Below are 20,225 nucleotides of genomic sequence, written 5' to 3'. Positions count from 1 at the left end.
TGACACTTTCTGGTAATTCGATCTCCCCGAAACAGAGTTTCGAGGCTACGTGGCCTAGGTTCTAAGAACCGGGCGACCCATATCGAAATGCCAACTAAATCCGAATAACGGTATTATATCAAGCTATGAATAAAACGGGTAAAAAGTCTAACCGCAGAGATCGCGGAGTGCGCGGAGGAGATGGGGAGTCCTAGATGAAATACTCTGCGTCAGCTCTCTGCGTGCTCCGCGATCTCAAGCGTAAGCGGGCGGTTAAAAAATACGTCAGAGATGCGCTTCCTAGGAAGCGCGTCATACTGGAAATGTCAAAGGATGGTTTTATGTGCAGGCAATCAGACGCAAGGCGCATGTAGGATTACTGCGTATCAATCTGAAATTGAATTTTTGCGCCGCTGGCTTTGTTGCCGCTTGGGCCGAATGCCAGATAGATCGTGTCGCCTACCTTTAGTTCGCCCAGTGGAACATTAAATGTGCTGGCTTCATCGCCTACGGCTTCGTCAGAACCGAGCTCATTACCATTGATGAAAATACTGATCTTGCCACTGCCGTCTTTGAATTTCCTGGCAATTTTACTATTCTGAATACTGCCGATTCCTGCTTCGCCTTCTTGGATCGTGTAACAGGCGATGGCATAGTGATCTAAGCCATCGGTGGACTTTAGAATGGGGTCTCCCGGTGTGATGAATCCCTTGGCAATTTTAAGCCACTGGGCATTGGGTAAGGTATTCTTCGGACTTGGTTGATTCTCGAGATCAACTACGTAGCGACAGTTTGCTTCATAAGGCGCATCGTATGCGACGAGATCCATGTAGTTTGCATGATCCCCGATCTTGACGCCAGTTGGGTTCCATTTGTAAGTCCAGCCCGGAGCTAATTGGGTAACGCTGAAGTCTGCCTCGAAGTCAGCTATGATTTTTGCATCCATGTTGCCTGCTAGTGTGAGGGCACCAAGGAGTGATAGCTGTGTGATTTGGGTGAATGGGGTTTTTCTGATCATAACAATTTAACTCATAGTATAACAGTTCGGAGCGAGGAGGACGACTGACGATATTGAAAAAAACTATGCGGTTCTCGTTGGATTTGCTTTGATATTCATAACCGTGATGTCTGTAAGGGAAATGGCAGTGTTTGTTGCAGAAATGGCAGTGTTCTTGCGGCGCAGTGTGTGATATTCTGTAGTTCCGATTGCTGGAATCACCTTAGGTTTCGAGTCGGGTTACTTTATCGTTATTAATCCAAACTATTCCATACCTCAGATGAAAAAACAGATTACACTCATTCTCGCTGCGACAATGACAGTATCGACTGCAATCGCTGCTAAAGGCGACTCCACTAAAGAGCAATTTTTGGCGACACAAAAGACTCAGGCTGTGCGTAAGGGCTGGGTGTATGATCAAGCGAAACTTGAACAGCAGTTTGCTGAGATGGATACAAATGGAGATGGCATTCTCTCTGGAGATGAGAAGGCCGCTTACTGGACGAAGCCCAACGGCATGGCTCCTAAGGCAGCTCCAAAGCCTAAGCCGATTCCAAAGAAGACCAGTGCTGCTGACTCGACTAAGCAGGAATATTTAGACATACAGAAGGCGAGGCATGAGAAAAAAGGCTGGATTTATGATCAGTCGAAAATGGAAGCGGAATTCAAGGCCATTGACGCGAATAACGACGGCTTGGCGACTGGTATTGAGAAGAAAGTCTATTGGGACAGTAAGTAGTCAGATCTCAATCCGGCATTCGGTCAGTGGATACGGCAGAGCGAGCCTAGGTCTGAGATTGTCGTTTGGCTTGTCAGTTTGATCGACAGCGAGCAGGAATCCTGCTTACAGTGCTGAGATGATATTCACGCTCAGGTTAAGCAATGCGAAAGCTCTAGTTCTGACGCTGATGGTTCTTTGTAGCGGACAGTTCGCGCTGTGTGCTGCGGTCGATTTGCGGACAGGTGCCCCACTGGATGCTTCTGCTGAGGTCGCGCTGTTTGAAATACCGAAGCGACTACATGAACTCGATGTGTTGAAGCAGGAGGTTCGTTCCGAGTTGGAGCAATTGCCGTATCTGAACCAGCCATTGCAGTATGAGGGGTATGGGTATCATGGCGGTTATTTTCCGATTCTGGATGGACTGATAGATGAGCCACGCTGGACCTTAGATTTTAGCTTTAATCGGAACATCTTGCTCTCTCAGGTGATCCTGGTGCCTGCGCTTGATCACCGAGCCAATACATCCGAGAGTTATGGGTTTCCACGACGTTTTCGTGTCTCTACGATTGCAGCAGATGGCTCAGTGAATGTCATTCAGGAGTGGATACATGAGGACTGTCCAGACCCAGGGCGCTATCCGTTGATCATCGATGCGTCAGAGCCGCGGGCGTATAAAGTTCGGCTGGAGGTCTTTCGTGGCGAGGTGAGTGGTGATCGTGAGGTATTTGCGCTAGATGAGCTATATGGAGTGATGGGGCTGTCTGAGCATCCTTGTGAACGTGTGGAGGCCAGTTCGGCCTATACGTCCTTACCTTATTGGGGCACTGAGTTTGTGATTGATCAAAAAACGAGCCTCGGTTTACCGCTGCATGTGAAAGCAGAAAATGCCGAACGTCCTGCTGAAAGTGATTTTGTGGTCTCCTTTGAGTCGGATCCAGAACCAGACTGTGTGGTGGAGTTGGATCTGGGGAGAAATCGGAAATTAGGCTGGGTCGCACTCTTTCCTGCTCAATCACCCTCGGGCATGTTGATACCAGATTATGGTTTTCCTGGAAATATTCGGGTTGAGTTGGTTCGTCAGACTAAGGCTGGTGGTCGTGCTGATGGCCGGATGTTGCCGCGTGAATGGATCGATCAGGAGCCTGGGCAAAATGTAGTCGCCTTTAATGGTGGCGATTTAAATGCCCGCTGGATCCGAATTCATATGGGGGATTTCCCGACGCATAACCAGCAGCAGACTTTTGCATTAGGCGAAATCAATGTGTATCGCTTGGATACCCTTTACCCGATTGAGGCGATCCGCTTAGAAGGGTTCCCGGCAGAGGCGGAGGCGGATGTTGATTTGTTGAGAGATGGTAAGGTTGGCGGACACCCCGTATTATTTCTATTAGATTGGTTGAACCAGCTACAGGAACGTAAGCAGCTCAAACGGTTGTTGGAGAACTGCACTGTGCTGGGTGAACAACTTGAAGCCCGCTGGAATTCGTTTTGGCGTATCCTCTTGGTGGATATCGCTGTATTGGTGTCATTGATCGCAGTGCTATTCGCAATCATTCAAGGCGTATTACGTCGTCGCCACTCTGCGGCATTGCGCCGCCAGGTGAATTCTGACCTGCATGATGATATCGGCAGTAAGGTGGCAGCCATCTCGCTGGCATCTGCCTATGTGGAGCGCAGTGCGAGTGAGCCTATGGTTCGTGAACGCGGCGCACGCATACGCACCATTGCCGCTGATATGCATCATGGGCTGCGTGATGTGCTCTGGCTGACGGATGCTCAGACAGATACCTTAGACCATGTCATGCAGAAATTGGCCGATTCCGTGCGTGTCAGTATTCCAGCAGAACAGCTTGAGTTACATGCCACACCTCCCGGTCAGGTGCCTTCGACTCCGGTAAAATTACAAGTAAAGCGCGATCTATTGCTCTTCTTGAAAGAAGTGCTGCACAACGCCGCTTCGCATGCCCATGCCACACGTATTGAGGTGGAAGTCGCGCTGGTCGGACGCACGCTCTACTTGAAGGTCAAAGACAATGGCCAAGGTTTTAATATGAAGGAGTATGAGTCGTTCGCACCTGGGCATCACGGGCGCAGGACGATGCGTGAACGTGCCCAACGCCTGAACGGTGTGCTGACTGTCGATTCATCCACCGGGAAGGGCACTCTCGTGGAGCTGAAGGTGCAGGTGTAGCGGTTTTTCGGCATTTGCAGATCCGCATGAGCGCATCGGTCACTTAGGTCGCGGATAGGCGAAGCCGTTTCGGCCACGTGGTCATATGTTTTTGTCAGGGCGAGACTAGTTCTACTCGACGATCACTGGGAGCAATGTCAAGTTGCCTGCCATGTCAGCGCTTTCTCCCACTTCGTCCGGTAAGATTATTAAGGTATGGATCATTGAAGATGCCTTTGAGTATCGTCGTGAACTGGCCGAATTACTGGATGCGACCGAGGGACTTCAATGTAATGAGTCGTTCGGTTCGTTTGAGGAGGCACTGCCACGCTTTCGTGCAGGCGAGTTTCCGCATGTGGTCTTAGTGGACATACAGTTGCCGGGGATGAGTGGCATCGAGGGCATTCAACAGCTCAAGGCGATGAGTCCTGCAGTGCATCCGATCGTGCTGACGATTTCAGAAAACCGCGACGTCGTCTTTCAGGCCATTTGCGCAGGGGCGTCGGGGTATTTGCTTAAAAATGACACTGTGGACGATATCGTTCGCGGCATACGCTTAGTGCACGAAGGCGGTTCACCTCTGAGTGGGCCGATTGCCTCGATGGTGTTGGATGCGTTTCAGCATACCGCTCCTAAGAGCGCGGAGAGTAATTTGAATGAAAAGGAGATCGCCGTTCTCAGTATGTTGTCCGATGGCATGGTGAAGAAAGAAATCGCAGCGTCGCTCAACATCGCCACAGTGACGGTCGATTATTACCTGCGTAGCATTTATCAGAAGCTACAGGTCAACTCGCAGGCCGGCGCCGTCGGTAAGGCGCTACGCAAGGGCTTGATCTAGAATCCAGGTGACGGTTGGATGGGGTAACTTAACAGGATCTTCGACGTCATAATCGTAATCTTACTCATAATCTTAATCCTCCGGACTCATTCGTAAGGTCTTCAATCACAACGCTCCGATTACGATTACGATGAAGAGTAAGATTAAGAGAGTAACAGTCACGTAAGCAATTTACTAGGTCTGTGGCATTGGTGAGACAGTCTCCTTGCAAGAAGCCGCACGTTTCAGCCCTTTCCTTACCAATTACTCAAGTCAGTCACACTTATTTTAAAATGAAATTTGTGGCCTGATTACCGTTTGGATAAGTCATATCTTCGCGATAGAGGATCATTTCAGGACGAAGCAGGTTTTCGCCAGTGATATTGGCCTGACTGAAATCAATGGCATAGAAGCCTTCGCTCTCGGATGGATCACCAACCTCAGAGGCTGACATTTGCGACATGGCCAGCACTGGCACAACCGGCTCGATCAGATACCAGCGATGCCCAGAAGGACTGCGCGGCAAATCAGCTGCCGAGATCCGACCATCACCTGTCGTATCTTTGAGTGAATCGCGCTCTGAAGGCGCGATGTAAAAGGTAGTCAAGAACCCGACGTCGGCCTTCTTACCTGTCCGCTTCAATGAAATATCGCCGGTGATTTTGGCATTTTCGTAGCGACCTCGGATAAAATCACGGCAGTCGCGGTTGAAAGTGCCTTTATCAATTAAAATCGCTGAACCACTGTCGATTGCAGTGACGTTGTGAACCAGCACGTTCCTGTTGATCTTGCCGTGCGTTTTCAACCAAACCCCAGTGAACCCTTCACGTATAGTGACATTAGAAATCTTAATATGGTTGGCTGAAGCGTTATAAGGCCCGGCTCGATTCATATTGTCGCCATCCGTGCCGTTGCCTGCTTCAAGTCGCACACCGATCCCATGAACTGATTCGATAGTGTCGATTTCGACCCAATCCCCGCCGTAGACTTGAACGGCTCCGTAGCCAGTGTGAGAATGAATGGCTAGAATGTTACGAATGGTTCCCTTGATTGGAGTGCGTCCCCAAGTATCGTTTCGAACGATTGCATCGCGATCGGAGATAACTTGGCCACGATCATCAACAAATTGCCCCTGATTATTCATCGGTAGTGGCTCGCCATTCGGCCCATCCAAGAAGACATCTTTCGTGCGGTCTTTACCTTTGGAACGAATCGCATATGCGCCATCCATGTAGTTGGTATCAGGATACAGTTGCACCGCTACAGAGACTGTGAAGTTATCCTCAACTCGGACATTGGAGACCGAAAAATTCTCAACATAGAATAGCGCAATCGGAATCGCACGTGTTCGACTAGAGCCATCGTTGCGGGTGCCGCCGCCGGTGTAATCGAGCGGCTTATTTGTGCGGGCATCAATAGTGAAGCGCTCGGTCGGATGCGTCGATGTGATTTCCACATTGCGAACCCGCTCGGGTATAAGATCACGCACCGAGGGGCTACGCCCTACGGAAAAGAGAAAGGGCTCAGACTTGCTCTCCATCTCGATGGTAACGTCTGGATCAACTTCGAGCCGCACATTCGATGGGAAATCAACGCGGCCTACTCGGTAGCGCTTATTTTCACCATAATCAGAACCGCGCAAGATAACTACGCCACCATCTGCATCTTCCTGAGAGGCTCGGTTTAAAGCGGCAGTGAGTCGCTCGGTATCATTGGTCGAGGCAGTAAAGTCTGTTGCCGCATGCAAGACTTCTGGGGCATCGTCGAACACCTTGTTCTCAAAGAATCCAACCATTTCGGCGGAAACAGGAGATAAAGAAAAACAGCCAACTGCCAATACAGCAGCTGCAGATGAAGCGAAAAATTTTAGCTTATTTTTGTAGGTTTTCATAGTGTTTAAAGTGTCGAAAAGGCTTACTTTGCTTCGATGGAAATAGCATCGATAAACAGAGCTCCTTCGCCCGCGCCGACAGTATCCTTGTTCATGCGAATGCGCATGCGGTCGCGCTCGCCGGATGCCAGATCACGCTTAAAAGTCTGAGTCAGTGTCACCCACTGACCTTTCTCCAATTTAGAGAGATCAAATGGCTCGAGGAAAACTTCAGGATCGGACAAACTGATGTTTAGCTGATCCACCGCGCAGTCTGCCTCAAGCATGACCTGCATCGAGAATGTGAATTCGCCAGATGGAATATCGACGGCGCGTGCCGGAGTGACGATGGATACATTTGCCAGCATACCCTTAGGCACGAAGCGTAAACTCTTAATCCCTTGCCCCTCTGCATGCTGCTCTTTGGTAATGGAGAAAAGCCCCATCTCATGTTCGCCGAACTGCCAAAATTGCTGATATTCATTTGGCTCGCTACTCTCAGGCACAAGCGTCAATGGAATTGGATACTCATAGAACAGCACCGGACCTTCGAAACTAAAGAACTGTCGTTGTAGCAAATTCGGCTCAGGCTTCTGCCAGACTCTGAGATAATCGATTTCATAATCGACTGGCAGCTCTCCCTCATGAGGCACGCCCAACCATTTAAATACTTCGGAATCGAACCAGATTTCCAGCGGGTTGTTCAGCACCCAGTTCTCTCCCTGCTCCTCTGCCGTGGTCTCGTAGTAGAGCTTACCATCCAAAAAAAGCTTCAGATAAGTGGGTCCCCACTCTGCGGCATACACATGAAAATCATCTGCCACACGGTGATCGAGTTGCTCTTTCAATCCGAAACGACGTGTCGGCCGCTGAGCCGGTGGAGACCAATTATGAATTGAGGCCTTCCATGTGTCTCCCTGAATATCGCCTTTAATTTTCGGATTGCCGACTTGCTCGTAAATATCGAGTTCAGACTCATAGCCGATCGCCCAAAAGGAGCTGGTCATGTTACTGTTGCCCGCCTTAGTCCGAACTTCCATGTAGCCGTAAAGGAAGCGTTTCTTGGTGATCACACCTGCGGTGGTAATCGGCAACGGTTCATCTTCAAACACACCATAGGGGTCGTTGTGAGCACCATCCGCATACTTGCCTTCGTAAAATTCAAACTCGGGTTCCCATTGAGAGCGGATCTTCAAAAGTCCATCCTCCTGAATCACGTTGTGCTCCACGAATTGCGAAGGCGGACGTCCCTTCCAAATGTAATAGTCGCCGCCATTCTCGCCTTCGATGAACCACTTGTGGCGATCAAATTCGGACGCATTGAACTCATCGCTCACTTCTTCGTTGAGCACCCATCCACCTGTATTCTCCGGGTCAGTATGCGGGTAGACGTTCTCCTGAGCCATGCTGGTGCAGGCCGAGAAAAATACTATGCATGGAAGGAGAGGGAGTAGTTGCTTCATCATATTCTATTTTAGTATAAGGTTGAACCGTCCGTTGCGGCGTATGTCGAAATCGTGACCAGCTCCAGTAGCAGTGTTGTGAGGTATCTTTGAATGACTGGTGAAGAGGTTACCAAATACGCGCGCTTTCGAATATGAGCATTTATGTAATAAACATAGAGGATTCCGTCTACACCTGGACGCTTCACTCGCTCAGGACTTACGAATCGTGCTACAGCGCCTCGCCGACCCGTTCTTGAACGATTTCTCGCACGAGGCGAGTGCGTCACCGCTGAGGGTTTCGCCTTCCGGTGCTGCTTGGGGAAGGGCGCTCTCGTGGAGCCGAAGGTGCAGGTGTCGAGGTTTTTCGACATTTGCAGATCCGCATGTGGTCCTCAGTCACTTCGGTAGCGGATCGGCGAAGCCGTTTCGGCCACGTGGTCGTATGTTTTTGTCAGGGCGAGACTAGTTCTAATCGGCGATCACTGGTATTTGTGAGGAGTCTTCTTGCAAGAAGCCGCACGTTAGAAATGTTGTGAGCTAAATCGGAGTGCGGCATTGAGCAAAAGCACTCATCATCCTAGTTCATTGTTGGAATCACATTTCGATGAATCTGGCATACTGCGTTTCTACTGATTCTCATCGGATCACCAGAGTTAACTAGCAAAAAAACGTAAACCCAGGTAAATAATACGATGAAACCACGGCGGTTCGACTGATCGGGGCAATCGCCGAAGGACAGAACATCAGCAGGGGGAAGAATCGCTTGAAAGAGTCGTGTGGCATCTGTCAGTGGCTCAACGAGTAAGGTGATTAGAGCGAAGTAGCTGCCAATTCACAATTGAGTCATTGCTGCGTTGTAGGTTTTGTGAAAGAAAAAAGCCGTTGGACGAATCCAACGGCTTTAACCCTAATATAAGATGCTAGACCTAACTAGCATACCCCTGAAATTATTTTCTGCGGCGAACCATGACTGCACCGAGTGCAAGCATGCCAGCGAGGAGGGCGTATGTGCCAGGCTCAGGGACAGCAGTCACGTTGAAGGCACCAGTCACTCCTTCAACTCTCCACTGATTGGTTCCTGTGTCGATCAATGTTGAGCCACTCGATTCATTGCTGAGGCTGATGGTAACCGAGCCTGTGCCGCCGCCCGAGTTATCAATATCGCCAGAATAACCGTTTCCGGCAAATGTAAAGGAATCTGTCGAAGTAGAGAAGCGATTCACTGTTAATCCAGTAAATCCAGCGAAAGTAGCGTCAAATCCAGCGCCGCCTGATACTTGAGTAATATCAGTAATGTTGAATGTTAATTGGGTTTGGTCGCCTGCTTCCTCAGTTCCAACGCTACCAAATATGATATCACCAGTGCCAGATGCAGAAACCGCGTTGGGCTCAGGTGCAACGGTGCCAGCTGTGAGGCCTGTGATTGTGAGTGCAGCTTTCCAGACAGTTCCAGTATCTCCACTGTCATCAATATTGAGAAGGAAAGTTAATATGTCGTCGCTATTAGCAGTGAGACTTGTTGTGTCTAAACCTCCAGAGTTAACATTGAAACCAAGGTCGGTGTCGTTCGCTACAGAATCATCATCTAAGAAATTTACAAATGGGGAAACGGTTGCACCGTATGAAGTGCAGATTGCTAACGCAATGCCTGAAGCAAGGGTTGTGAGTAGTATTTTATTCATAGTGTTAATTGGAGTTCGGTGCGTGTAATTCTATATATTACTAAAGCTTAGGTATTTGAGATAGATGATTATGCGTAAAGGATTGGGTGGATTTGCGCCTGCAAATTGTGAGGGTTGTGCGGGCTGAGGTTAATTGATGAATAGTATAGCATATCATTCCTAGGGGGCACATGGCCATTTATCTGATTAAGTATGCGATTCTTGCTCTGTTTAAGGGGGCTGTTTTCTGTTCTGGTAGATTTTCATTAGTTACGCTCGTGGACTTATGTAAGGCGCTACGCTAGGGCTTGATCTAGGGCATTTTGTCGAGTGCATAAATTGGAGTTGAGACACTCCCGTCCCGCGGGATTACGGGAATGCGCCCGCGTTGCTGATGGAAAAGAGTGTCCATGCTCCTGTTATTCGTGGTGAGGCCGAGCCTCTAGGAACGTGTGACGTCCCTTCTTTATTGGCTCCCCTCTTGCGGACGAGTTACGGCTCATCGCAGAGTGCAATTATAGACGCTGTAGGACAAAATTGTCCTAGTTCATTGCTGGAATCACACTTCGATAGAAGCGAGGATTCTGGCATACTGCGGTTCCCACTGATTCTCATCGGATCACCAGAGTTAACTAGCAAAAACGTAACCCAAGATAAATACTACTATGAAAAAACTCCTTTCTCTTTTTACTTTAACCGCGCTTGGGGCAGGCGCTGCTCAGGCTGATACAGTGGTTGAGTGGGGTGCCCCATCTGGCGCGACTGATATTGTGACCGCGACACAAGAACTCGGAACAGGAGCAGATCCTGATATCGATACTCCAACGACATATTCGTCTGGTCATGTTGCGAGTCCTGTGGTTGGAGCTGATTACTATCCTAACAATACAGGGAAGTCGCCGACATTCAATTGGGCCGGTAGCACGACTGGGGCAGGCAATACTCAAATTTTTAACCCTGGAAATGCTGCCAACCCCGATCAAATTCAATTTGTCACCGGCAATAACGATGATCCCAATTTTGATGGTATGATCGTGTGGGAGAATTTTGTTACTGCACCTACTACTGACTTAGCTTCTTTTACGACTTCGATCTATCGCACAGGTAGTGGCGATCTAAGTGGTAACTTGAAATTTATCTTTCAAGATAGTGCAGATAATTGGTTTGCGAGTTCAGACGATTTCGTAATCGCAACGGGCTTTGATACGAGAACGCTGAATGTCACTGGTTCGACAGAATGGTTGGCTTTTACTCCACATGTTAGTGGTGATGCTACTATTGGTGCAGTGGCGTCACCGGCGAGCCTTTCAGATGTTCAAGCTGTTGGTTTCTATTTTGATATCACTAAAGATGGGGTCGCGGGTAAGAATGCGGGTGTTTCATTGCAGCACTTTGGTGTTTCAACCGTCCCAGAACCAGGCGCATTCGCATTGATCGCTGGTTCACTTGCGCTCGGATTTGTAATGGTTCGCCGTCGTAAGTAGTCGTCCGACTTCAACTCATTTGAATCAAAGGCGTGGGCTTCGGCTTACGCCTTTTTTTTGTGTGTTTGCGTGTGTAAGTATTTATGTGCGACATTCAGCAGTTGGCTGAGTGCAGATTTAGAAGATGTAGGACAAAATTGTCCTAGTTGATTCTAGGAATAGCACTTCGATGGGGATGGAGATTATGGCATACTGCTAATTCTAGTAATTCCCATCGGATGCGCAGTTGCTACCTAGCAAAAACGTAAACCCAGATAAATAATGCTATGAAAAAAATCCTTTCTCTTTTCACTTTAACCGCAGCGGTTGCTGTCACCGCGCAGGCGACGACGGTAGACTTTACTACGGGATACTCGGATGGAAACTTAACTGATCATGCAGATTGGCTTTCACAGAATGATAATCTTGTAGTCGATTCTGCAACTACTGGCGCGGTGAACCTTGATGCTGATAGTAATTGGTCGGCAGCGATGTTTAACGAGCAGTATAGTGCGGCTGATGCGTTCTCGATCGATATCGACTTTTCGTTTACTCAGACTGCTGCTGCTAATAATAAAGATGTTGTTAGCCTGATGTTTTCGAGTGAATTTGCCACTGGGTCTCAATTGCGCTTTGGCCTACGTCGTAAGACTGATGGGGATTATGGATTTTTTATTCCAGGAGTCACAAATATTTCAGTGCTTGATGTGGCAACTGCGGTGCAGTTGGGCTTTGATGATGCAGCTACTGGGGACAGTGATCAGTTGAATATTAAGGTGGATATCCTACGTAATACAACAGACGCGGTTGCAAACTCTTGGGATTATAGCATTACTTTGTCGAATACAGATTTGGCTACGATGTATACCGCGAGTGGAACAACTGTATCAGCGTTGTTGTTAGATGATGCGACTGGACTTTATGGTGGATTCTCTAGTTCCGTCACGGACACGGTTGGACTTGTGTCGAATCGACAAATTCAAGCATTTTCAGTCAATGGGACCGCAATCCCAGAGCCAGGCGCTTTCGCTTTGATCGCTGGTGCACTTGCCCTCGGGTTCGTAACAGTTCGTCGCCGTAAGTAGTCGTTCGACTCCATACATTCTAACAAAAGGCGTGAACTTCAGTTCACGCCTTTTTTTGTGTTTACGCGCAATCCTACATGATCGTGTAGGGGGCTTCTACATGATCTGACAGTAGACGTATTTTTGGATCAAAGTATAATATCGGCATTCTTCTAGCCAATATACGCATGGCTTTTCTGATTCACACCCCAACTCAATATACCCTATGTCACTTATTAAAGCCCGAGAGCTCTTCTCTGAATCCTCATTTCCTGTTACGGTTGATACTTTGGTCGATCGCACTTTGATTCAAAACACGATGCACCGCCACGAGTATTTTGAAATGCTCTATGTGGAAGAAGGCACCTTAGTCAATCGCTTCTCAAGTGAAGCGATCACGATGAACCCTGGTGATTTGATTGTGATGAAGCCGTATGCCAGCCATGTGCTGGAAGATGACGCCGAGGGCGCTCCGCTGAAGGCGTATTGCTGCAGCTTTCAGCCTCAGGTGGTTGATTTTGGAATCAATTCCATTGAAGAGTTGCAGAACTCTGGTTCGCCCAACCGCTATTTCTTTAAGCCGATGCTGCCGTTGATGGAAGAGACGGTCTCGGCGGTTCACATCAAAGTGTCGGATGAGAATCGTGAGATGGTATCCGCACTCTTTGAGCAGCTCAAAGCGTCTTCGCATGATCACGGTCAGCAAGGCCGTGCGATGTCGCGTTGTCATTTTTTGAACCTGCTCGCATGTCTTGCCGGGCAGGAGGAAGAAGAGGCGGCAGTTGAGCCGCAAAAGATTGAGGTGGATGCATCGCTACGTGTTTCTCGCTATAAGGCGGGAATTCGCAAGACACTGAATTTTATTCACGAGAACTTCGACAAGACGCTCACTCTAGATGAGATGGCTTCCATGTGTGGCGCTTCTGAGAGCTACTTTTGCCGGATGTTTAAGCACGAGACCGGCATGACGTTTCTCGGCTACTTGAATGGTCTGCGTGTGGAGCGCGCATGTGTCTTACTACGTGATAGCTGCGATAGTGCGCTAGAGATCTGTTATAATGTGGGCTTCAACGAATACACGCACTTCGGTCGTCTATTTAAGAAGATCACGGGTCAGTCGCCTGCGGAATACCGTAAGCAGCACCCTCAGGTAAAGCATGTGCGTGAATTCGCCATAGCAGTGTAGGTTGGGGGATTTTAGATTTTATTAGTCTTCGGTTGTGGGTGTGATTGCTTGATTTGTAGCGGAATGAGGAACTCATTTCGACCGACGAACCAAAGTTCGGTAACTCCGCACGAAACCGCTTCACGGCTCCGCTACAAAAGAATCTTCGTAGCTCGTAGAGTGAAACATGGAGGCTACTAGAAAATGATCGGTAAGGATCAAGCAGTTCAGAACGTGCATGAGGAGCGTCCGTTTCTTTGTGGGGTAGCATTCGCTGTCTAAATGACAGGAATGTCACTGTCTATTAGGCCTACGTATTGTTATTATTATCGAGATGTTATCCCTTCAATCACCGCATGTAAAAATGATGCAGAATTCCAAATTTTCTTTAACTACGTTGGCGAGTGCCACGACTCTACTCTGTGTTGGTCTGCAGCTTCTTGCTACTCAAACCACTCTGGCTAAATCGGTATCGTCGCCTTATTCAGACCCTCTAAATAAGGGAGGATGGCAATTGAATAAAGCGGTGAGTGACGAGTTTGATTCATCTCGTTTAGATGAGGATAAGTGGCTGATACAAGGCAGAAACGGCGAGTATAAGTCTCGCTGGATCGGGCGTGCGCCTTCACAGTTTTCGACCGAAAATGTGCGAGTCGAAGACGGTAAACTCAAGATAGCAACACGCTGGGAGCCTGACTTTGATTTTTCCGATAAAATCGACAAGGCTTCGGGCGATAAATACGAGAATATTACGACTGCTGCCGTCATCGGTAAGGAGGAGTTTCACTATGGGTATATGGAGATCCGCTGCAAAGCGGCGGATGCCTCAATTACCAGCTCTTTTTGGATGACTGGAGTGAAGTCGGAGTTGGATGTATTCGAATTCGTGGGCAAGCCGTCGCAGAAGCATAAGAAGCACTTGGAAAAAGAGATGATGGCGACGATGATCAATTGGGGAAAACCCCAGGGGCCAGACCGTCGCTCATGGCGCGACCACTATCCACTGGATTGGCGTGTGGCCGATGATTTTCATGTGTATGGATGTGAGTGGAATGAGAACTATTTAAAATTCTATGCCGATGGGAAACTCGTCGGAACAGTGACCAAAGAAGAGCTTGGAGAGCGTTGGATTTTGGTAGAACCCGCAAGCATCTGGGTGGACTCGGAGACGTTCTCATGGGTGGGTTTGCCGTTTAAGGAGGAGCTGCCCGCCGACTTCGAGATCGATTATATTCGCGTTTGGCAGTAGTGGCTCGGTGGTCTTGTCGAACCGCAAAGAATGAGTTAAAGGCATAACCCGAATGCGACTCGATTAAGGCTGTTCGTGCGTTTGTCTGTGTTTCGTCCTGACGCTTAGATATAGAGTTTCAGCTTGGAGGCCGTCCCCTTGCTGAATGCCGCTGCCGAGGGCACGCACGCATCACATGCAGCGGCTGCGTGCAATAGGCTTCGCACGCTACGCCCGCCAAGAGCACGCGACCTACGCAATGGCCTGAGTGGATGCGAGCATTTCGTGTTCAAGCTACTATGTATGACTTCAAGGCGATTAGGAGGTTCTGTTGTTCTAGGATACTTGTCTGCCTGAAAGTCATTAAAATTGTATTCAGATGTAGGATACTGAGAGTCTTGTATTAGTCGCCTATTTTATAAGATTGGCTATGCAATTCCGGCATGTGCTGTGGTATGCTACCGATTGAATTTTAATACTTCTATTTGAGGTTCACATGTTTGATGTCTGTTACGAATCTTCACCTCCCCCTGTGAAGTCCTAGAGCCTGTAGTGGATGCGATTTAGGCTAACTTTAATTTAAAAACCGTTGTTAATTTATGAATAATTTATCCCCTAAGAGAGTCCTGGTTGGCAGCCTGTTCGTTTGTGCGAATATGTGTGTCTTATTAGCGCAAGACGCTGAAGAGCCTGCATTCGTATTGCCTACCGATGATTCGGAAGTCGTAGCACCGGCTGTAGATGAAGTCGCAGCTGCTCCAGGTTTTGTATTGCCCGACGCGGATGCTGAGAAAGCAGACGCTAAGAAACAATACGGAGAGGCCACGACTCCAGAAGGAGAGGAGGCCTTTGGAATCGATGCGGAATTCACCGAACCAGGGGAAAGTGAGGATGAAGAATCCTATCACATCTTGCCAGACTTCGTAGTATCCTCAGAGAAGGATGATGGCTACTATTCGGCGCACTCCTTAGGTGGCACACGCACAAGTGCGCTGATCAAGGACACACCGATGACCATTCAGGTGGTGAATCAGGAAATGATGGACGATTTGTTGCTCTATAACATTGATGACCTGACCAATGTGTTGGCAGGTGTTGAAGTAAATTCGACGACAGAATTTAATAATCGTTCGTTGATTTTTCGCGGTCTGAAAACAGCCGACCAACTATATGAATTCATGGGGCGTGAGTTAGACCAGGACGGTTATAACGTTGGGCGTTCTGAAATCATCCGTGGGGCGAATAGTTTGATCTATGGTCAGGCATCCCCTGGTGGTAAAGTGAACTTCTTGGCGAAGCGTGCTGAGTTTGGCAAAGATACGACAAAGTTGGGTTTTCTCGTTGGTTCGGATGAGACGTATCGTGCCGATTTTGATGCAAATCGTGTGATTAATGATAAGTTAGCCGTTCGTGTCATGGCCGTGCATAAGGAAAGTGGCGGGTATCAAGACTACAAAGAATTTACATTCGATGGTGTCACTGTTGAGGCGACCTATCGTGTATCAGAAAAGACCGAGGTGCGGGCGCACTTGGAATCGGTGAATACTGAGCGCAAGAACCCTCCTTCGATGATGATCGATCGCACGGATCAATTTGGTCATACAGGTGCACTTAGAGATGCGCCTGCGACTGGCGATTTCTATAAGCATCTGACCCGCAAGGTGAAAGATCAGATGATTAACTATCGAGATGCTCTCAGGCTGAACAACGGTAATGCAGTGCCTGATACACGGGTGCCCGATTTCTTTACCAGTGATGCAGATATTAAGAATCACTATAATGCGCTCGAGGTGGATATGGAGGACATGGGTGAGCTCATCGGTAAGGACTACTACCGTGATAATGACGGATACTATTTCTTGAGTGATGTGACGCATTCCTTCTCGGACAGTTTGAAGACAAAGCTCGCGGCATCCTATGAAAAGTCGGATAGCTACAGTAAGACGCGTGGCGCCACGAATGGTATCCGTTTTACGGCGAATGGCGTCTATAATAATATCGGTAACAATAATCACGAATATTACGGTTTAGATGCTGGCCCGCTTCCCACAGATAAGGCAGCGCTCGATGACGCGATTGATACTATTTATGCGAACGCTGGTGTCGATACGACTTGGTCTGAACGTATTGGATCGGACGATTCGACTTCAGTTCGTTCCACTACGACATGGGCGACTGAGATCTCGGATTCTCAACAGCAGTTTCTTTTTGGTATCGATTTGGATGATCGTAGAACGAAGCTGAAGAATACGGGTTGGTATGACCCTAATTATACTGCGGTCGGCGACAATGGCCAATTGTATCGGACGGACTACGATGGTAATATACTGTCAAATGCGAATGGGATCTTACCTGCGCAGACGATACGTGAGCGTAATACTCCCTATAATTATGGTTATAATTATAATGGTGCTGCGCCGAATGCCGATCCAAGTTTCACGATTGCAGGTGGCACGCATCAACCTGGTTTGGATTTTGATCATGGGAGAGGTGATTTTTATGTTAAAAATAAGATTAGCACAGAAACGAAGAGTCATGCATTCTGGTTGGCGAATCAGGGGAAGTATTTGGATGGTCGGTTGCACACTCTAGTGGGTGTCCGGTATGATCGAATTAATGCATCCGCACAAAACAGCCGCGTTTCGGATGTGAATGGGGGCTATGGCACAGGCGATAAAGTGCATAATACGAATCGACGCTGGAGTCCTTCATTGGGGGCTCTGTTCTGGGTGACTGAGAGGCTTGCGGTATTTGCTAATTATTCGGAGTCTATTGAATCACCAACCGGATTTCAGCGTGATCCTTATGGCAACTTAGTTCCACCTCAAATCGGTAAAGGTTGGGAGGGTGGTATTAAGTTTGAAGCGCTGGAGGGGAAGTTGAATGGTCAAGTGGTTGGGTTTTTCACTAAAAAGGAAAACGACGTGACTGTTTATAATGTAAATGATTTGAAACAAATTTATCCTTATGCAGAGGATCCAGGCCTGTGGCGCGATGTGGGTGACCCCCTTAATCCAGAATATGTTTGGGATGGCAATGGTAGTCACGTGCCAGACCAAGATGTTGAAGTGAAGGGAATCGAGGCAACGCTTTACTACAATCCGACAAAATCGCTTTCTATGGTGCTTTCCTACGCATATTTGGAGACGGAAAAAACTAAAACACCCTTGTCGGATTTCGGTGAAGGCGATAAGTTAGAGGGCACGATTCCACACACTGTGAGCTTTACGTCGCGTTACACTTTCAGAGACGGAGCATTGAAGGGCGCATTCTGCGGCACCACTCTGAGATACACAGATTCCGGCCTCTACGATACCATCTATTTGACTAACCCTGATCAGAGTCGCACTGGAGATAAATCTGAAATCTGGCTGGATGACAGCTTGATTACAACGGTGTTCGTTGGGTATGGGGGGAAGATTGGAAAGGCTAAGAATGCGATGGGCTATCGTGTGCAGTTCACATGCCGTAACATATTTGATGAGCAGGATCTACTCGCGACGAGTGGTGGTGGCGCACGTTACACTACACCACGTGCTTATGCTTTGAGTGCGGCGCTAACATTTTAGCCGTTCGATTTCTGGGGTTTTGTTTTATGAGCCCCACATAATATCCCGTATTGTCGTATGATGATACGGGATATCTTGTTGGTCGGTTCTAGAGGCTAGCCGCGTGCGCGATTTCGATAGGCACCTGGAGACATTCCGGTCTCTTTTTTGAAGATCATGCCTAGATAGTTGTAGCCTGAATAGCCGCAGGCTTCGGCGATCTCTTGCATCGTCATATCCGTCTTTGCTAGGAGCTTGCGAACGTGGTTGATCCTGATGCGACGGATTTCCAGTGCAGGTGTGCGACCGATGTATTGTGTGAAGCGGCGCTCTAACGAACGTCGCGCCATGGGCACTTCAGTTAGAATGTCTTCGACTGAAATCTCTTCGCACGCGTGTGCACGTATATAGGTCAGTGCCTGCTTGATCTGCTTGTCTGCGATGGCGAGTGTTTCGGTGGAGAGTCGCTCTTCAATATCTTCTGCTGGAATGTAGATTTTGGAGCCTGCGGATTTGTTGCCATTCATCTGCTTGTCCAATTCGATGGAGGCTCGCTTGCCGATTTGCTCTGCGGGACAGACGATGCCAGAAAGCGCGGGATGGCAGGCATCGCTGAGTAGTTCGTCGTAGTCGCCACCGAGCACGGCGACATCATGTGGCACTGGTATGTTGGCCTTACGGCAGGCGCTGACGATGGTGCGCCCGATTTCAAAAGCCCAAGTGTAGATGCCGACTGGTTTGGGTAAGCTTTGCAACCAAGCGATTAGCCGATCTTCGTTGGGTATCCATTGATTACTGATTTTGGATTTCGGGTCTGGGTGATAGACGTGGCAAGCGGTGCCAGACTTTTCAAGAGCTTCCTCGAATGCGCGTTCTTGCGCTCGAACATGTTTGAGCCCGAGTGGTCCGATGTAGGCGAAATGGGAGAATGAGCGGTCTCGGAAGTGTGCTTCAGCGAGTCTCGCCGAGGCAAAGCGGTCAGTGGTGATTTGCGTAAAGGTGCAGCCTTCGAGTTTTATACCGGAAACATTGACTGTCGGGATCTTGAGTTGCTTGAGCGTTTTTGAAATCTCAGGGGTTGAGACGCGTGCGATGACTCCGTCGAATTCAGAAAGGTTCTCAAAATCAAAGGGATCGTTGGGGCCATTGGGCTGAATGGTGATGTCCCATATGCCGTGCTCTAGTCGGTGGTCGAGGACGCCACGGATCACACGTCGTCCCCACCCAGTGGCGGTATCGACGAGAATCGCTACTTTAGGTGTATCCATGCAGAGCTTTGAATGATTATAAGAGATCGTCGCAGGGAAAGAGAAAGATCAAACGATAGCCGCATAGAGTGCTCAATCAATCTAAATAAAGGGTAGGGACTGCGTTGCGCAGGGCACCTCATGGATGAAATCTAATCCCCTGAACTGCACTCAGCCAAGTGGTCTACTACAAAATAAATCATTACGATATATTTGTGAGTCAGGATCAGGGCGAAAAGTTAGAGTCGTGCCTCCTTTAACAATATCCTCCGAGTTGCTAGAGCCTCTTGGCACTTACAACTCTGGGGGGAATTGTGCCAAGGTTTCGGTGATGATTTCGCGGATCTTCTCGTCAGTCGGACGTTCTGCATCCCAGCGTTTAGAGTAAGAGGCCTGCCAAACAACCTCTTGGGATTGCTCGTCAATAATGCTTAGGAGGAAGGTGCCTTTTTGGTATTTATCGACTTCGAATCTAAAGTTCTCGCGGAATACGTAAGCGACTCCACGGCCTGCGCCAGAGGTATCTTTGGTATTTACCTCAGTCATCGTTTCGTTGGTGACACAGTAGGTCACGCGAAAGTCTGGTTGTGCACATGTGTCTGAGAAACCTCGTGCCTTTAAAGCTGCATTGATCTCTGAGAGGATGCGACTATCGGTCGATGGGTTGAGCGAGACTTGATGATATTGAGCGCGCTCTTCTCGGGTATCGATATCAAAGCATTGATAGCGGCTGAATTTATGTGCGGCGTGGGTGTTGTAGTCGACTGTGACAGGCGACACGCAGCCAGAGAGTGCGACTAAAGAGAGCAGGAGTAGGGAGGTGAGTGCAGACTTCATGAGATTTGATGGT

At 48.6% G+C, this 20,225-nt stretch carries 14 protein-coding genes; 8 read left to right on the top strand and 6 right to left on the bottom strand.

What is annotated here, in order from left to right:
• Positions 1-355 precede the first annotated feature (355 nt).
• Complete coding sequence (locus GZZ87_RS16055; protein WP_162024588.1) at positions 356-997, bottom strand: hypothetical protein; 642 nt, start codon at positions 995-997, stop codon at positions 356-358.
• A gap of 259 nt (positions 998-1,256) precedes the next feature.
• Between GZZ87_RS16055 and GZZ87_RS16050 the strand changes: the two genes are divergently transcribed.
• The 3 genes from GZZ87_RS16050 to GZZ87_RS16040 all read left to right on the top strand — a co-directional run bounded on the left by GZZ87_RS16050 (position 1,257) and on the right by GZZ87_RS16040 (position 4,705).
• Positions 1,257-1,715 carry a hypothetical protein gene (locus tag GZZ87_RS16050; RefSeq protein ID WP_162024587.1) on the top strand — a complete coding sequence of 153 codons (459 nt, stop codon included), beginning with the start codon at positions 1,257-1,259 and terminating at the stop codon, positions 1,713-1,715.
• Positions 1,716-1,884: 169 nt separating this feature from the next.
• Positions 1,885-3,888 carry an ATP-binding protein gene (locus GZZ87_RS16045; protein WP_162024586.1) on the top strand — a complete coding sequence of 668 codons (2,004 nt, stop codon included), beginning with the start codon at positions 1,885-1,887 and terminating at the stop codon, positions 3,886-3,888.
• 151 nt (positions 3,889-4,039) lie between these two features.
• Positions 4,040-4,705, top strand: a complete 666-nt coding sequence (locus GZZ87_RS16040; protein WP_162024585.1) for a response regulator transcription factor — start codon at positions 4,040-4,042, stop codon at positions 4,703-4,705.
• Positions 4,706-4,967: 262 nt separating this feature from the next.
• Here the strand turns inward: GZZ87_RS16040 and GZZ87_RS16035 are convergent, their stop codons facing one another.
• The 3 genes from GZZ87_RS16035 to GZZ87_RS16025 form a co-directional block, all read right to left on the bottom strand.
• The gene (locus tag GZZ87_RS16035; protein WP_162024584.1) at positions 4,968-6,575 is read right to left on the bottom strand and encodes a hypothetical protein; all 1,608 of its coding nucleotides are present in this window, start codon (positions 6,573-6,575) and stop codon (positions 4,968-4,970) included.
• Between the two features lie 23 nt (positions 6,576-6,598).
• Entirely contained in the window at positions 6,599-8,020 is a 1,422-nt protein-coding gene (locus tag GZZ87_RS16030) for a family 16 glycosylhydrolase (protein ID WP_244648103.1), read from the bottom strand.
• A 926-nt stretch (positions 8,021-8,946) separates the two neighbouring features.
• Positions 8,947-9,681: a PEP-CTERM sorting domain-containing protein gene (locus GZZ87_RS16025; RefSeq protein ID WP_162024583.1), complete on the bottom strand. Its 735-nt coding sequence runs from the start codon at positions 9,679-9,681 to the stop codon at positions 8,947-8,949.
• A 644-nt stretch (positions 9,682-10,325) separates the two neighbouring features.
• On the opposite strand from GZZ87_RS16025, the gene GZZ87_RS16020 reads away from it, so the two are divergent.
• The 5 genes from GZZ87_RS16020 to GZZ87_RS16000 all read left to right on the top strand — a co-directional run bounded on the left by GZZ87_RS16020 (position 10,326) and on the right by GZZ87_RS16000 (position 18,149).
• Positions 10,326-11,144: a PEP-CTERM sorting domain-containing protein gene (locus GZZ87_RS16020; protein ID WP_162024582.1), complete on the top strand. Its 819-nt coding sequence runs from the start codon at positions 10,326-10,328 to the stop codon at positions 11,142-11,144.
• A 266-nt stretch (positions 11,145-11,410) separates the two neighbouring features.
• Positions 11,411-12,208, top strand: coding sequence for a PEP-CTERM sorting domain-containing protein (locus GZZ87_RS16015; protein ID WP_162024581.1), 798 nt, complete (start codon positions 11,411-11,413; stop codon positions 12,206-12,208).
• A gap of 205 nt (positions 12,209-12,413) precedes the next feature.
• Positions 12,414-13,373 (top strand): AraC family transcriptional regulator, encoded by a 960-nt coding sequence (locus GZZ87_RS16010; RefSeq protein ID WP_162024580.1) that lies wholly within the window; start codon positions 12,414-12,416, stop codon positions 13,371-13,373.
• Between the two features lie 493 nt (positions 13,374-13,866).
• A complete protein-coding gene (locus GZZ87_RS16005) occupies positions 13,867-14,601 on the top strand; it encodes a family 16 glycosylhydrolase (protein WP_162024579.1) in 735 nt (244 codons plus the stop codon).
• A gap of 578 nt (positions 14,602-15,179) precedes the next feature.
• Complete coding sequence (locus GZZ87_RS16000; protein WP_162024578.1) at positions 15,180-18,149, top strand: TonB-dependent receptor; 2,970 nt, start codon at positions 15,180-15,182, stop codon at positions 18,147-18,149.
• A 95-nt stretch (positions 18,150-18,244) separates the two neighbouring features.
• On the opposite strand, the gene GZZ87_RS15995 is transcribed toward GZZ87_RS16000, so the two are convergent.
• Both GZZ87_RS15995 and GZZ87_RS15990 read right to left on the bottom strand, forming a co-directional pair.
• Positions 18,245-19,396, bottom strand: a complete 1,152-nt coding sequence (locus tag GZZ87_RS15995) for a DNA-binding transcriptional regulator (protein ID WP_162024577.1) — start codon at positions 19,394-19,396, stop codon at positions 18,245-18,247.
• Between the two features lie 273 nt (positions 19,397-19,669).
• Entirely contained in the window at positions 19,670-20,212 is a 543-nt protein-coding gene (locus tag GZZ87_RS15990) for a DUF4136 domain-containing protein (RefSeq protein WP_162024576.1), read from the bottom strand.
• Between the last annotated feature and the right edge of the window lie 13 nt (positions 20,213-20,225).

The sequence above is a fragment of the Lentimonas sp. CC4 genome (assembly GCF_902728235.1).
In the GTDB taxonomy this organism is placed as follows: domain Bacteria; phylum Verrucomicrobiota; class Verrucomicrobiia; order Opitutales; family Coraliomargaritaceae; genus Lentimonas.
This window is presented reverse-complemented; position numbering and strand designations above follow the sequence as displayed.